Here is a 14,792-nt window from a genome sequence, read left to right as displayed (position 1 = left end):
GCGTCAAGAGCGCCTCGGCCAGCACCGTGCGCACATCCGTGAGCGAGGGCACGTCCCTCCCATCCAACAGGTAGGGCTCGGCGAGCCCCTTCGAGAGCGCGGAGGAGGTCTCCGTTCCGCCAGGAACCTGCGCTAGACCTCGCCCTCACCCATGAATGCCCGACTCGCGAGCTTGCTGTCCTCCGCGCCGCGTCATCCTCAGCGCATCGTCTGTATGACGGAGGAGACGACGGAGACACTGTACCGCATTGGCGCGGGGGACCTGGTGGTGGGGGTGTCCGGCTTCACGGTGCGGCCGCCCGAGGCGCGCAAGAAGCCACGGGTGAGCTCGTTCCTGGATGCCAACTTCGAGCGCATCTTGGAGCTGAAGCCGGACCTGGTGCTGGGGTTCTCGGACCTGCAGGCGGACCTGGGGCGCGAGCTGTGCAAGCGCGGTGTGCCCGTGTACCTGTTCAACCAGCGCTCCATCGCGGAGATCCTCCAGACGGTGCGCGTGGTGGGGGCGCTGGTGGGCCGGGCGGAGGCCTCGGAGAAGCTCGCGGACGAGCTGACGGCGAACCTGGAGCGGCACGCGGAGGCGGCGGAGAAGCTGCCTCGGCGGCCCCGGGTCTTCTTCGAGGAGTGGCACGAGCCGCTGATCTCCGGCATTCGCTGGTGCTCGGAGCTGGTGGAGCTGGTGGGCGGTGAGGACGTGTGCCGTGAGTCCCGGGAGCACCCGGAGGCCAAGGGCCGCATCTTCACCCCCGAGGCCGTGGCCCAGCGGGACCCTGAGGCGGTCATCGCGAGCTGGTGCGGCCGCAAGGCGAAGCGGGAGAAGATCGTCTCGCGGCCGGGTTGGGCGGCGGTCCGGGCGGTGGTGGACGACCAGCTCTATGAGGTGAAGAGCAGCTTCATCCTCCAGCCAGGACCCGCGGCGCTGACGGATGGCGTGGAGCAGCTGGCGCGCATTGTGGCTGCCGTGGCCCGGGGAGAGAAGCTGCCGCCCCCGCGTCCGGGAGATCTCCGCGCGGCATGAGCCCCAACACGGGACGGCAGCTCAACCCGCCTTGGCCTCACGCTGGAGCGAGGCGGCACGCTCCTCCTCCACCACACGCAGGAAGAAGTCGATGTCCAGCGGCTTGTGGAGGATGCGCACGCCTTGGGGCGGAACGACGCGCGGGTGGGCGGTGATCATCAGCACCCGGGCGTGGTTCAGGCAGCCTGCCTGGGAGGCCTGCTCCACCATCCACCCGCCGCTCTCTCCCGTCAGCATGTAGTCGGTGACCACCACGTGGAAGCCGCGCGCCTTCAGCAGGGCGAGCCCCTCCTCCGCAGAGCCAACGGCGGTGATGTCATAGCCCTCGGACTCCAGCAGGATGCTCAGCCCCTCGCGGATGTCTTCGTTGTCCTCGACGAGGAGGATGCTGGCTGCGGGCTTGGATCCCAAGGTGATTCTCCGAGATGAGGGACCTACTGTGGGGTTGCCGAGCGCTCCGGGCAACTGACGGAGCCCCACTCACCCGGGACTGTTGACCAGATGAAACTCTGCCTTGCGCGGGGCCTCACTCCCTGGCCCTGCAATTGTCCCCCCGGGCAAACCCGGGCGCGTGACAAGATGGGCATGTGCCGCTCGTGTTGCTCACCCTGGTGGTCGCGCCGCTGATGGCGACAGTGCCCGACGCGGGAACCTCGGTGGGTGGGTATGAGGAGACGCTGCTCGCGTGGGGGCTCGCCCAGCAAGCGAGCGAGCTGGATCCCGAGCCCGAAGGCAAGCGGCTGGAGGCGGTGCTCGTCGCCCCCGAAGAGGTGATCGCCGAGAGCGATCCGTACCCGGACTTCCTGAACATCTTTCATGTGCGGACCCGAGAGCAGGTCATCCGGCGTGAGGTGCTGCTGGAACTCGGGGCCCCTTACTCGGCAGAGCTGGCCGAGGAGACGGCACGCAACCTGCGCAAGCTGGGCATCTTCTCGGTGGTGCGCGTGGTACCGGTGAAGGGGCGGGAGCCAGGAGGCGTGGCACTGCTGGTCATCACCAAGGATCTCTGGTCGCTGCGGCTCAATCAGACCTGGGATGTGGTGGGCTCGTTCCTGCGCGCCCTGCGGCTGCAAGGCACCGAGAAGAACTTCCTGGGCCGTAACCAGCAGCTTGCGGTGGACTTCCTGCTGCGGCCGGACACGATGAGCTTCGGGCAGACGTACATCAACCGGCGGGTGGGCGGCAGCCGCTGGTACCTGGGCGAGACGGCCTCGCTCATCATCGGCCGGGAGAGCGGGGAGCTGGAGGGAAGCAGCGGCACGGTGGTGCTGCAGCGCCCGCTGTACTCGCTGTCCACGCCGTGGAGCTTCAGCACTTCGGTGGACTGGAACATCTCGACGACGCGGGTGTTCAAGGGGACGGAGATCTGGCAGCTCCCGTACCCGGACGGCGAGCCGGTGCCCTACGTCTATGAGACGCGCGATGTGTCTGTGGGTGCCGGCTACACGCGCTCTTACGGAGAGGCCTCGAAGAAGAACGTGTCGGGCGGGGTGACGGCCTACCGTCGCAAGTACGAGGCCCCCGCGAGCGCTCCGCTGGATGACGCGCAGCGGGAGTGGCTCCGGGTGAACCACCTGCCGCGCAGCGAGGAGGCCATCTATGCCTCGCTGTCGCTGTCCGCCTATGACGCCCGCTACGAGGTGCTGCGCGATGTGGACGCGTACGCGCTCTCGGAGGACTTCCAGATCGGCCACTCGGTGGTAACGACGGTGCGGTACGCGCCGCCGGTGTACGCGGCTGCGGCGCACTACGCGGAGCTGGGCGCTGCGCTGCGCTACCGCTGGCGGTGGGGAGATGCGCTGACGACCGTGTCGGCGGGAGGTGCGATTCGCCGCGCGCTGGGCGAAGGGGCTGGGTGGACGAACCGGCGGTGGGCGGCGGAGGTGCACCAGGTGTCGCCGAAGGTGCTGGGCGGCCGCTTCGTGGCGCGCGGGTTGCTGGATGTGAACATCGATGATCTGTTCGACCGGGTGAGCCTGCTGGGCGGCGCCAACGGGCTGAGAGGCTCGGCGCTGGATGCGTATTCGGGGAAGCGGCTGCTTCTGGTGAACCTGGAGTACCGCACGGCGCCGTGGGTATTCCACACGCTGCACCTGGGCGGGGTGCTCTTCTATGACGCGGGCTCGGCATTCGAGCGGCGGCCCAACCTGGTGCACTCGGTGGGCGTGGGCATCCGCTTTCTCTTCCCGCAGTTCAACGTGAACGTGTTCCGGCTGGACTTCGGCTACGTGCTCAACGACGCCCGGCCGGCGGTGGGGCAGCGCATCACCTTCACCGGCGGGCAGATCACCGAGTACCGCCCCAGCATCCTGGAGACGCCCCTGCGGTAGCTACTCACGAGGGCTCCAGCGGCAGCTCGAGCGTGAAGGTGGCACCCTGGCCAAGGCCAGGGCTTTCGCTGGAGAGCCGTCCGCGGAGTTCCTCGGCAGCCAACGCGCTGATGTGCAGGCCGAAGCCGTGGCCTGTCCTCTTGGTGGTGAATCCCTGCATGAACAGGCGCGGCAGGTTCTCCGGGGCGATGCCCACACCCGTGTCCGTCACCTGGATGCGCACCTGGTTGCCGTCAGGCTCTGGCCGGATCCCAATGATCAGCCGCTTGTCCTGGCGCGGGCTCTCCATCAAGGCGTGGCGCGCGTTGCTCATCAGGTTGACGAGGATCTGCAGCAGCTTGTGCCGATCCACGGAGAGGGGTGGCACCGGGGCGTAGTCGCGCTCGATGCGGATGCCGAGCTGCTCGAAGGAGGCGGCGTGCAGGCGCAGGGCTTCGTCGATGAGCTGGGGCAGCTCCACCTGCTCCTGGACGCCTGCGGTGCTCGCGTGCCGCTGCTGCATGCTGACGATGGACTTGATGTGGTCTACCCCTTCGCTGAGGGAGCGCATCTCCTGGAGCAGGGCGTCTCGCTCCTCCTGCAACTGCCGGGACAGGGTCAGGAGGAAGGCCGGAAACATCTGGCCCTTTGGATCCTGCGTGAAGAAGGTAGGGAGGTCCGCGGTGTGCTTGTGCAGGAGCTGGGCGGCTCGGACCAGGCTGGAGACTCGGGACGCGCGGAGCCGGTCCGTCACCAGGCCGGTGGAGATGTTGACGCTGTTGAGGGTATTGCCCACGTTGTGGAGCACGCCGGTGGCCACCTCCGCCATGCCCGCCTGCCGGGACACATCCAGCAGGGCCCGGTGCATTTCCCCCAGCCGGGACTCGGCCTCCTTGCGGAGGGTGATGTCCCGCGCGAAGAGCGTCAGTCCCACCACCTGGCCGTCCTCGCCCAGCAAGGGGCTGAGGCTGATGTCCATGAGGCGGAGGGAACCCCGCAGCTCGAATTCGTCTTCGAACCGCACGCGCTGGCCGGAGAACGCCTGGGCCATGTAAGGCGCCCAGCGTCGCGCGCGCTCGGGCTCCTCGACCCAGAAGGGCTGACCTACCACCGCCTCCTTGCCGAACTGCTGGAAGTGCACCTGCTTCGCCGCGGCGTTGGCGGTGATCAGCCGGCCTTCCTTGTCCATCGAGAGCGCCGGATCATCGGTGCTCTCCAAGAGGCTGCTGAGCTTGTTCTCACTCTGCTGCAGGGCCTTCAGCGTCTGCTCGCGCGAGCCCTGGGCGGCATCCCTCGCGGTGTTGTGCAGCGCCCCGATGCCCCAGGCTCCCAGCAAGGACAAGCCGGAGAACAGGTGCATGAGCCAGAACAGGGAAGGGGAGAGGTGGGGCAGGGAAAGTCCGGCGAGGGTGAAGTAGAGCGGGTAGCCCACGCAGAGGGCGATCAGCAGGGTCAGGGTGACGAAGAAGCCCACGCGAGCACCGGCCAAGTACACAGCGAACACAGGGATCAGCGTGCTGATGGCGTGGGTGCTGACAAAGGGGACGCGGCCCTCGAAGGTGGCCCCGATGATGGCTATCGCCATGCACGCCAACAGGAGGGCCGAGGGCGGCTGGATCGTGCTGGCTCGGCGCGCGAGGACCAGGACGCTCATGTAGAGCAGGCTGGCCACGAGGCTGGGGGCAGGGGGCAGGCCCGCCCAGAGGGCTCCCAGCGCGTAGAGCGTATTGAACAAGACGAAGAAGCAGGCGACGCCCACCAGGAGCCGGTAGCGGACGAGATCCGCTGGAAGCGCCTTGCGCAGAGGCTCCGAGAGCAAGGAGTCCAGCCGCGCCAGGAGCCAGGAGCGTGAGACTGGGGGCGGAGGGGCTGTCTGGGTGGGTGAGGCGGAAGAAGGGAGTGCCATGGCCGGGCGCGCGGCGGGACATGAGTCCGCCGCGTGCCCGGGATTGTGCGCAGGGAGGCAAGCTGCTTCATAGGAGGCGTCAGGTCACCTCGCCCCTACCTCTCAGGGAGGCCTTGATGCGCACGCTCGGGTGGAGCGGCGGCGGGAGAGCAGGCGCCACAGTGCGGCCAGGCCCAGCAGAACCAGCGAAGGCTCTCTGGGGCTTGATGCACAGCCCGAGCAGCCACCGCCCGTATCCACGGCGAACGTGCGTTTCGCGGGAGGGCTGACATTGAGCGCCGCATCCGTGGCGGTCACCACGAGGGTTCGTCCCCCGTTTTCAGGCCCCAACTCGAAGGTGAGGCTCCAGGCCCCCGTGCTGGGGTGGGCCTTGGCCGTGCCCTTCTCCGCTCCCTCCACGGACACCGTCACGGTGCTGTCCGCCTCCGCTGTTCCGCTGGCGGTGACCGTTCGGGAGGACATCGTGGTTCCCTCTTGCGGCGTCAGCACCTCGGGCGCGGCAGGAGCTTGGGTGTCCACGGTGAAGGTGACCTTCGCGGAGTCCCGGCTCGTGTTCTCATGCGGATCCGTGGCAGTCGCGGAGACAGTGTGCACTCCGTCCTCCAGCACCGTTTGCAGAGGCAAGCTCCAGCGTTCCTCCGAGTCCGTCATGGCCCTGCCGAGCAGGTGCCCATCCAGCGACACCGTCACCGTACTATGGGCCTCCGCAGTGCCACCCAGGGTAGGCTTGGGGTTCTTGATGAGTGCGCCCGGGGAGCTCACCTCGGGTGGTGGCGGTGCCTCCGTGTCCACGATCAAGGTGATCGGCACGGAAGGCTGGCTGAGGTTGCCCGCGGCATCCAGCGCAGTCGCCGAGACCTGGTAGCTCCCATCCACCAGCAGGGTCGTCAGTGACAGACTCCAGGCTCCTGAGGCATTCGCCTCCGCCGAGCCCTCCTGAGGGCTGCCGTTCAGAGACACCTGAACCGTGCTGTACGGCTCCGCGGTGCCCGAGAGCTGAGGCTGGGCACCGTGGGTCCAGCCTTTCACCGAGGGCGCTGCCGGCGGCGTTGCATCCACCGGCAAGACCTGCCCCCCGGCAACGTCATGGACCATCACGAAGAGCAGGTGAAAGCCCTCCGGTACGCCAGGCAGGGTGACTTGCACGGAAGTGTCCGAGAATCCTGTCGCGGACACGTCTCGCAGCGCTCCCAGGGGGGCAAGCTGCATGCGGACCCTCGAGCTGTCTCCGGTAGGATCCGTGAAGCCCTGGCCCTTCACTCTGAAGTGGGCATCGGGCTTCTGGGGGGAGGGCTGCTCGACCACAGGGCGCCGTGAGTCAGGAGCCCCGAACTCGTCATACAACTCCGAGTTCGCCAGAGGGCCCATGGCATTCTGGCCTCCAAGCACCAGCACCTTGCCCGAGGGCAGCAACAGGGTCATGGAGTTCTCGCGAGCGTCGACCAGTCGGCTCAAGGTCTCCCACGTGTTCTGCTTCGTGTCATACACCTCCACGTCGTCCAGGAAATGGCGGTCATCCGAGCCGCCCAGGATCAGCACCCGGCCCGTGGGCAGCAGCAGCGCGGTGTGGGATTTGCGAGGCGCATTCAGAGAGGATGCGCGAATCCACTTTCTTCCCGTGGGGTCGTAGACCTCGGCGGTGGAGAGCGTACCGCTGTCGTTGGCACCTCCGACCACCAGCACTTGGCCCGTGGGCAAGAGCGCCGCCGTCGAGGTGGCGCGAGCCGTGCTCATGGAAGCCGTGTTCGTCCAGGTCTTCTGCACCGGGTGATACACCTCGGCGCTGGCGAGAGGGATGTCATGCGAGTCCCGGCCGCCGGCGGCCAGCACCTCGCCCGTGGGCAGTTGAGCCACCATGTGCTGCCGGCGAGGGAAGTTCATCGAGTCCGTCTTGCTCCAGGCTCCCGCCGCCACGTCGTATACCTCGGCGGTCGTGCAGAGGGTGTCATTGGCATCCAGGCCTCCTGTCACCAGAACGTTCCCTGTGGACAACAGGATCGCCGAGTGGGCGTAGCGGGCCTCTTGGAGCGAGCCGGTGGACCTCCAGGTGTTCGTGACCGGGTCGAACAGCTCGGCGGTGGAGAGGACCTCTCCGCCATCCGCGCTGGGGCCTTGCAGTCCACGGTGGGCCACGGCTCTGCCTCCGGTGACCAAGACCTGGCCGGTGCGCAAGAGCGTGGCCGTGGCGGAGGCACGGGGCATGCCCATGTTCGCTGCTTCGCTCCACTGCCCGGTGAAAGGGTTGTAGAGCCGTGCGCTGGCCAGGGGACGGCCGTCGGAGTCTGAGCCTCCCACCACCAGCACCTGCCCGTTGGGCAGCAGCACCGTCGAGAAACCCGAGCGGGCCTCGGTCAGCGGCGCCGTCGGAGAGGAAGCCCCCACCGTCTTGTACACCTCCACGCTGCCCAGGGGACGGCCTGAGGCCTGGCCTCCAGTGATGATCACGTGGCCGGAGGGCAACAGCGTCACCGCATGACCCGAGCGGGCCGTGAGCAGGTCACGTGTCGGGCTCCACACCCCCGTTCCCGGGGCATACACCTCTGTGCTGGTGAGGGCTCCGCTGGGGCCCTCGCTTCCGCTGATCAGCACCCTGCCCGAGGGCAGTTGCACCGCTGAGTGGTTCCTGCGGGCTGTGACCAGAGCGCCTGTGGGGCTCCAGGTCTTCGTGGCCGGATCGTACACCTCGGTGCTGGCCAGCAGGACGCGGGTGCCATTGCTGCGGAGGCCCTCGCCGCCGGCGACGAGCACCTCGCCCGAGAGCAGCATCGTCGCCGAGTGGTTCCTGCGGGCCGTGGCCAGAGCGCCTGTGGAGCTCCAGGTCTTCGTGGCCGGATCGTACACCTCGGTGCTGGCCAGCGGGCCGAGGGTGCCCTCGCTGTCGATGCCTTCGCCGCCGGTGACGAGTACCTGACCCGAGAACAGCACCGTCGCCGAGTGGCTCTGGCGAGCCGTGGTCAGGGCGCCTGTGGGGCTCCAGGTCCCCGTGGCCGGATCGTACACCTCGGTGCTGGCCAGCGGGCCGAGGGTGCCCTCGCTGTCGATGCCTTCGCCGCCGGTGACGAGTACCTGACCCGAGGGCAATAGCACCGCGGAGTGGTTCTGGCGGGCCGTGGTCAGAGCGCCTGTGGGGCTCCAAATCCCCGTGGCCGGATCGTACACCTCGGTGCTGGCCAGCGGACCGCGGGAGCCATCGCTGCGGATGCCTTCGCCGCCGGTGACGAGCACCTGACCCGAGAGCAGCGTCGTCACCAGGTGGTTCTGGCGAGCTGTGGTCAGTGCGCCTGTGGGGCTCCAAGTCCCCGTGGCCGGATCGTACACCTCGGTGCTGGCCAGCGGGCCGCGGGTGCCATCGCTGCGGAGGCCCTCGCCGCCGATGACCAGCACCTTGCCGGAGGGCAGCACCGTCGCCTTGTGGCCCGTGCGGGCGGTGAGCAGAGTCCCGATGGCGCGCCAGCCCCCGGTGGCCTGATTCAACTCGACGATGAAGGTGGTGGTGTCGGAGTGGGGGCTGGTGTTGCCTGCGGCATCCGTGACCGTGGTTGTCACCGTGTGCGAGCCGTTCGACAGGTCGATGAGGGGCGTGAAGCTCCAACTGCCGCTGGGCTCCACCGAGGAGGTAGTCACGACCGTACCGTCCACAATGAGAGTGAGGGTGCTGCCAGGCTCCGCCATGCCGCTGAAGGTCAATGTGGAGTCGGTGATGGTCGAGCCATTGGCCGGCATGCCCACCATCGCCGCTGCCGGAGCGGTCAGGTCCACGGTGAAGTCATTGCTATCGCTGGCAGTGTTGCCTGCAGCATCCATGGCCAGGGCGGTCACCGTGTGCGAACCCTCTGACAGCGGTGTCGATGGGGTGAACGTCCAACGGGTGCCCATCACCGTGGCATCGCCCACCACCGTGCCGTCTACGGAGATGATCACCGCGGCGCCCGCCTCCACCGTGCCGCTGTAGACCAGAGTGGGGTCGTTGGTTCCCGAACCCTCGCCTGGAGTCGTCACCGTCACCGTCGGAGGCGTCAGGTCCACCGTGAAGCTGTTGCTGTCGGTGGCAGTGTTGCCGCCCGGGTCGGTGGCCGTGGCCGTCACCGTGTGAGAGCCCTCGGACAGGGCCGTGAGCTGCGTGAACGTCCACGCAGTGTCCGTCACCAGCGCAGGGCCTGCCTCCGTGCCATCCACGGAGATGACCACCGTGGCGCCCGCCTCCACCGTACCGGCGTAGAGCGGCGTGGAGTCATGGGTCGTCGAGCCGTCGGCCGGCGTCGTCACCGAGACTGCGGGAGCAAAGGTGTCCACAGTGAAGATGTTGCTGTCGGCGGCGGTGTTGCCCGCCAGGTCCGTGGCCGTGGCCGTCACCGTGTGCGGCCCATCGGCCAGCGGAACGGCCGGGTCGAAGGTCCAGGTACCGTCCGTCACCGCCGCGTTGCCGAGCGGGGTTCCGTCCACCGTGACGAGCACCATGTACGGGCCCGGTCCATTGTCCGATACCAGGCCGCTGTAGGTCGGCGTGGTGTCGTGGGTCGAGGAGCCCTCGGCGGGTGCCGTCACCGCCACGGCCGGGCTCGCGGTGTCGACTGTGAAGGTGGTGCTGTCGGTGGCAGTGCCCGCCGCATTCGTCGCCGAGGCCGTCACCGTGTGCGGGCCATCCGGCAGCGGAGGGGTCTGCGTGAATGTCCACGTCGTGCCCGTCACCGTCGCAGTGCCCACCACCGTGCCGTCCATGCTGAGGGTGACGGTGCTGCCCGCCTCTACCGTGCCGCTGTAGGTCGGCGTGTTGTCGTGGGTGATCGAGCCCTCGGCTGGCGTCGTCACCACCACCGTCGGAGGCGTGGCGTCCACCATGAAGGTGTTGGTGTTGGACACGGGGCTGACGTTGCCCGCCGCATCCGTCGCCGTGGCTTTCACCGTGTGCGAGCCCTCCGCCAGGGGTGGGGTGGGCGTGAACGCCCAGTTGCCCGCCACGTCCGCCGTGGCGATGCCCACTGGGGGGCCGTCCACGATGATGATGACGGTGCTGCCCGGCTCCGCTGTACCCGCATACGTCGGCGTGCTGTCCTCGGTCCGTGAGCCGTTGGCCGGCGTCACCACCACTGGCGCCTCGGGCGTGGTGATGTCGATCGTGAAGGCGTTGGTGTTGGACATGGGGCTGACGTTGCCCGCCGCGTCCGTCGCCGTGGCGCTCACCGTATGCGAGCCCTCCGCCAGGGGCGGGGTAGGCGTGAACACCCAGTTGCCCGCCGCGTCCGCCGGGGTAGTACCCATCGGTGAGCTGTTCACAATGACCGTCACCGTGCTGCCCAGCTCCGCCGTACCCGTGTAGGTTGGCGTGTTGTCATTGGTGCGCGATCCATTGGCTGGGGTGTTCACCACAGGGGCCACGGGTGGCGTGGTGGCCACCGTGAACGTGTGTGGGGGGCTTGGAATGCTCTCCACCGCCTCGGCCAGGTTGATGGCCAAGGCGTTCGCCGTATGCGAGCCGGGCGCCAGCGGCGTCGTGGGGGTGAAGGACCAGTTGCCAGCGGCATCCGGCGTTGCCGTGCCCACCACTCCCCCGTCCACAATCACGGACACCGTTGTCCCCGCGGGGATCGGGGGGGGGAGCGTGCCCGAGTAGGTAGGCGTCGTGTCATGGGTCGAGGAGCCGTTGGCGGGCGTCACCACCACAGGCGCCGCGAGCACCGGGAACCCTTCCGGCAGCTGGACGAAGACGCCGTTGGCGCCGCCCTGCGCGCCGTAGCCCCAGTCTCCGCTTGGAGGAAGCGTGGCCGTCTGACCCGGGTTCCCTCCTGCAGTATCAATCGTACAGGAGCCCGAGACGGCCTGGAGCAGCGCACGGCCACCGCCGCCACCACCGCCAGGACCCACGAAGCGCATGGAGGCGTTCGTGTTGCCACCCGAACCGCCCTGCACCAGCGCCGCACAGTCGGCGCTCGTCCTGAGTCGCAGGTAGACGGTGCCGCCCGCGCCACCGCCATGGGCCGCGCTGAGCCCCGTGACGGTGTCACCCTGAGCGCCGCTCGCGTTGATGCTGCCGTCGCCCTGGAGCGCGTCGGCACGGACGAAGATGATGCCGCCACCCGCGCCGCCTCTGCGGGTGCCCGTCGTGGTGCCATGGCCCGCGCCGCCCCCACCGCCGAGCGTCAGGCGGCTGACCGAGGGGTACGTCAAAGCCACACCGCCCGTGCCACCCACGGGCCGGCCCGTCATGGGATCCAGCGAGGAGTCCGTGTTGCCGCCCACGCCGCCCGCGCCGCCGTTGCCACCGCCGCCACCGCCCGCGCGCGCGCACACACCGCCGCCGCCGCCGTTGGCCACATGGCCACGCCCCGTATTCCCGGTCCCATACCGCGTGACGGCGAGGCCCTCGCCCTTCTGCGCACCGCCCAGGGCCGCCTCATCCACTCCCGAGCAGCCGGTACGGGTGGTGAGGGTATCCTGGACGTACAGGCCCCCCCGCAATCCCTTGCCGTCTACGTTGAGCTCACCCTCCAGTTGCACGGTGCCTGCGGCCAGGAAGATGAGGACGCCGCCCGTGGTGCCGTTCCAGGCCTGTGCGGTGAGGCTGCCGGCCGCGTCCACCGTGAGGTGGGTGTACTCCGGCACCGAGATGACCTGGGTGACGCTGGCCGCGTACGAGTAGAGCAGCGGCGCGGTCAGGGTGAGCGTGGTCCCCGTGACGCCGCTCAGCCGCGCGAACTCCCACCGGCCCACCGGGTCGTTGGTGAGATCGATCGGGCCCGTGCCTCCCGTGGGCGGCGTGGGCACGATGCCGGTCGTCTGATGCACCAGCACCAGCTTGCTCGCGGTGAAGCCCGTGGAGGACGACACCGTGAGGGTCGTGTCCCCCGGCGCCAGCGGCGCGGTGACCTGGGCGTAGCTGTTGATGACGGTGTTCAGCGCGGTCACCGTGAGCTCGCCATCACGGCCGGTGCCCAGTCCTACGTTGTCGGGCCCGGCCTGCACTGGAAGTGCGCACAGGGCGACAGCCAGCAGAGCACTGCGGGGGATGTGCTTCCAGGATACATTCGTCATAGGTGTATCTCCCCGCGCTGGGATGGGGGGCTCGCGGGGCGTGGTGAGGAAGTCGTGATGCGTTAGGGGGCTTTCCGCGCAGACGGGCTGCAAGCCAGGGACCACGGAGGCCTCCAGGCCGGGCGCCGCTGCTGCCCCTTCGGAAGGGCCATCATTTGCGCGTCAACGAACGTCAATTGACGCGTCAAAGCTCTCGGGACCGGGGCGCGAAGGGGGCGCGCTTCACTCCAGCCCCAAGTGCTCCACTCTGCAGAGGCAAGGGTGGCGCGGCCCACCCAGCAAGAAGCTTGCGGGTGGGCTGATACGCCTGTTTCTGGCTGGACTACTGCGCCGAGCGCGGGGGCTCTGGCGGTGGGCATTGCCCCGAACCACCGATCCCCTTGGGTGTCGGTTCAACGGTGGGTTCGGCCGCCGCGGCAAAGATGTTCTCTTGCTGCCGGGTGCGCAGCGGATCCTCCAGGGGCATCCAGAGGTTGTAATCCGATTGCTTGGTCTTGCTGATGTAGCCGAAGCCCATGCCTGTGTTGTCCGTATAAGGGCTCACGCGCACGGTTGAATTGCTGGCCGAGCAGCCTGTGAGCATCAGTCCGCCGGCCAGCACTCCGGCAGCGAGCCACCGCACCTTCAGGAACTTCATGGGTCTCTCCCCCCGTGGGCAGGTACATGGTGCTTCATGACGGAACGTGTGGGTCGGAAGCCGCACATGCAGAGCGGAGCGTCTGACCGCACGCTCCACGAGCGAGCACTGAGTCGGTGGAGGTAGGCATACCGTGCCCAGGCAACTGGGGGGTGACACCCCCAGCCTGCGCCGAGGTCACCGCTCGACGCTGTCTTCCGCCGCAGGCTATTGTTTACAAGAAATCACTGGAAGTCGGCCTTGCTGCCCCGAGAGGTGGCACGGCCAAGGGCTCTGGTGAAACCCGAGGGGGATGTGACATGTGCCAGATGCTCTGTGGAGACCACTCGATTCATGACAGCGAGCCCGTGAAGGCGAGCGCCTCCCGTCGCGAGCTTCTCGCGGCAGGGGCTTCCGCCCTCGGAGCCGTGGCGGTCTCTTCGGCTCCCGCGCCTGCGATGGCAGCGCCTTCGCCGGGGGACCTGCTCCCGGAGATGGGCGACAAGGACCGCGACATGCCCCGGGAGACCGGTGCTTCGCACCGGCGCTACCTGCTGAAAGGGGGCGCGGTCCTCAGCATGGACCCGAGCGTTGGAAACTTCGCTCAGGGTGACGTGCTCATCGAGGGCAAGAAGATCGTCGCGGTAGGGGCCCACCTGCATGCCCCGGGGGCGACCGTCATCGACGCCGCGGGCATGATCGTCATGCCGGGGTTTGTCGACACCCACCACCACCAGTACCAGACCGCGCTGCGGAGCTTCCTGTCAGACGGCCTGCTGTCCAACGATGGGCTGCCGCACGGCCAGAAGAACTACCTCGACTACATCCACACCCGGATCACGCCGTTCTACAGGCCGAAGGACGTCTTCATCGGCGAGCTCGTCGCTTCGCTCAGCCAGTTGGACGCGGGAGTGACCACGGTCGTCGACACGTCGCAGGCGGGCCATTCTCCGGAGCACACCGATGCCGCCATCGAGGGGCTCCAGGAGGCCGGCCGCCGCTCGGTCTTCGTGTACTCACCGGGCGTGGGCCCCCGCAACATCTTCCCGAATGATCTCCAGCGGATCCGCAGCCGGTACTTCTCTTCGACCGATCAGCTCCTGACCCTGGCCATGGGCGGGGAGGTGTTCGATGCCGCGTTCCGGACCTACTGGGCGATCGCGCGCCAGAATGGCCTGCACATCGTGTCTCACCTCGTTGGCCCGCTCGGCCAGCAGACGCTCGTGGAGCAGCTCGCGAGCGAAGGCCTGCTCGGCCCGGACATCGAGTTCATCCACGCCACCCACCTCTCGGAGGCCTCCTGGCAGGCGATCGCCGCGTCGGGAGTGACCGTGTCGATCGCGGCGCCCATCGAGATGGCCATGCGGCACGGCATGCCGCCGATCCAGGCCGCGCTCAATCATGGCGTCCAGCCCGCGCTCAGCGTCGATGTCGAGTGCACGATGACCGCGGACTTCTTCACCCAGATGCGGACCGTCTTCACCCTTCAGCGGGCGCTCATCAACGAGCGCGCGATCAACGGAGAGACGAACCTGCCCGAGCTCCTCACGTGCCGCGATGTGATTCGCTTCGCCACGGTCGAGGGCGCCCGGGTGGCCCGCCTCTCCCAGAAGGTCGGCTCGCTGACTCCGGGCAAGGAGGCAGACATCCTCCTGCTGCGAGCGGACGCCATCAATGTGGCCCCGCTCAACAATGTGCCGGGGGCTGTCGTGACGTTGATGGAGCGCAGCAACGTGGACACGGTCATCGTCGCGGGAAGGATCCGGAAGTGGCGAGGCGCCCTGGTTGACGTGAACTGGCCTCGCCTCCGCGCGTCCCTCGAGGAGTCCCGGGACTACCTGCTCCAGGCGGCGGGACTCCAGCGCGTTCTCTTCTAATGAAGGGGTGGTCAGGGGGGCTTGCGTGAGCGCGGGCCTG

The 14,792-nt window shown here is 68.3% G+C and carries 7 protein-coding genes; 3 read left to right on the top strand and 4 right to left on the bottom strand.

The window, feature by feature from the left end; all coding sequences use genetic code 11:
* Nucleotides 1–151: 151 nt before the first annotated feature.
* Complete coding sequence (locus DB31_RS31430; protein WP_044194371.1) at nucleotides 152–1,015, top strand: cobalamin-binding protein; 864 nt, start codon at nucleotides 152–154, stop codon at nucleotides 1,013–1,015.
* 21 nt (nucleotides 1,016–1,036) lie between these two features.
* On the opposite strand, the gene DB31_RS31425 is transcribed toward DB31_RS31430, so the two are convergent.
* Nucleotides 1,037–1,426, bottom strand: a complete 390-nt coding sequence (locus tag DB31_RS31425) for a response regulator (protein ID WP_240486973.1) — start codon at nucleotides 1,424–1,426, stop codon at nucleotides 1,037–1,039.
* 215 nt (nucleotides 1,427–1,641) lie between these two features.
* Here DB31_RS31425 and DB31_RS31420 point away from each other — a divergent pair, with 215 nt between their 5' ends.
* The gene (locus DB31_RS31420) at nucleotides 1,642–3,345 is read left to right on the top strand and encodes a BamA/TamA family outer membrane protein (RefSeq protein ID WP_157232280.1); all 1,704 of its coding nucleotides are present in this window, start codon (nucleotides 1,642–1,644) and stop codon (nucleotides 3,343–3,345) included.
* 4 nt (nucleotides 3,346–3,349) lie between these two features.
* Here DB31_RS31420 and DB31_RS45360 read toward each other — a convergent pair whose 3' ends face one another.
* The 3 genes from DB31_RS45360 to DB31_RS31405 form a co-directional block, all read right to left on the bottom strand.
* On the bottom strand, nucleotides 3,350–5,143 hold the full coding sequence (locus DB31_RS45360) for a two-component system sensor histidine kinase NtrB (RefSeq protein ID WP_052420395.1): 1,794 nt from the start codon (nucleotides 5,141–5,143) through the stop codon (nucleotides 3,350–3,352).
* Between the two features lie 189 nt (nucleotides 5,144–5,332).
* Nucleotides 5,333–12,259: an adventurous gliding motility protein AgmC gene (gene agmC, locus DB31_RS31410; protein ID WP_044194366.1), complete on the bottom strand. Its 6,927-nt coding sequence runs from the start codon at nucleotides 12,257–12,259 to the stop codon at nucleotides 5,333–5,335.
* Between the two features lie 322 nt (nucleotides 12,260–12,581).
* A complete protein-coding gene (locus DB31_RS31405) occupies nucleotides 12,582–12,896 on the bottom strand; it encodes a hypothetical protein (RefSeq protein WP_044194363.1) in 315 nt (104 codons plus the stop codon).
* A 299-nt stretch (nucleotides 12,897–13,195) separates the two neighbouring features.
* Between DB31_RS31405 and DB31_RS31400 the strand changes: the two genes are divergently transcribed.
* Complete coding sequence (locus DB31_RS31400; RefSeq protein ID WP_044194360.1) at nucleotides 13,196–14,752, top strand: amidohydrolase family protein; 1,557 nt, start codon at nucleotides 13,196–13,198, stop codon at nucleotides 14,750–14,752.
* The last annotated feature ends 40 nt before the right edge of the window (nucleotides 14,753–14,792 follow it).

The sequence above is a fragment of the Hyalangium minutum genome, from assembly GCF_000737315.1.
Classification (GTDB): Bacteria; Myxococcota; Myxococcia; order Myxococcales; family Myxococcaceae; genus Hyalangium; species Hyalangium minutum.
This window is presented reverse-complemented; position numbering and strand designations above follow the sequence as displayed.

Coding starts and splice junctions, on each gene's coding strand:
- DB31_RS31430 (WP_044194371.1), top strand. CDS start 152: ATGAATGCCCGACTCGCGAGCTTGCTGTCCTCCGCGCCGCGTCATCCT.
- DB31_RS31420 (WP_157232280.1), top strand. CDS start 1,642: ATGGCGACAGTGCCCGACGCGGGAACCTCGGTGGGTGGGTATGAGGAG.
- agmC (WP_044194366.1), bottom strand. CDS start 12,259: ATGACGAATGTATCCTGGAAGCACATCCCCCGCAGTGCTCTGCTGGCT.
- DB31_RS31405 (WP_044194363.1), bottom strand. CDS start 12,896: ATGAAGTTCCTGAAGGTGCGGTGGCTCGCTGCCGGAGTGCTGGCCGGC.
- DB31_RS31400 (WP_044194360.1), top strand. CDS start 13,196: ATGTGCCAGATGCTCTGTGGAGACCACTCGATTCATGACAGCGAGCCC.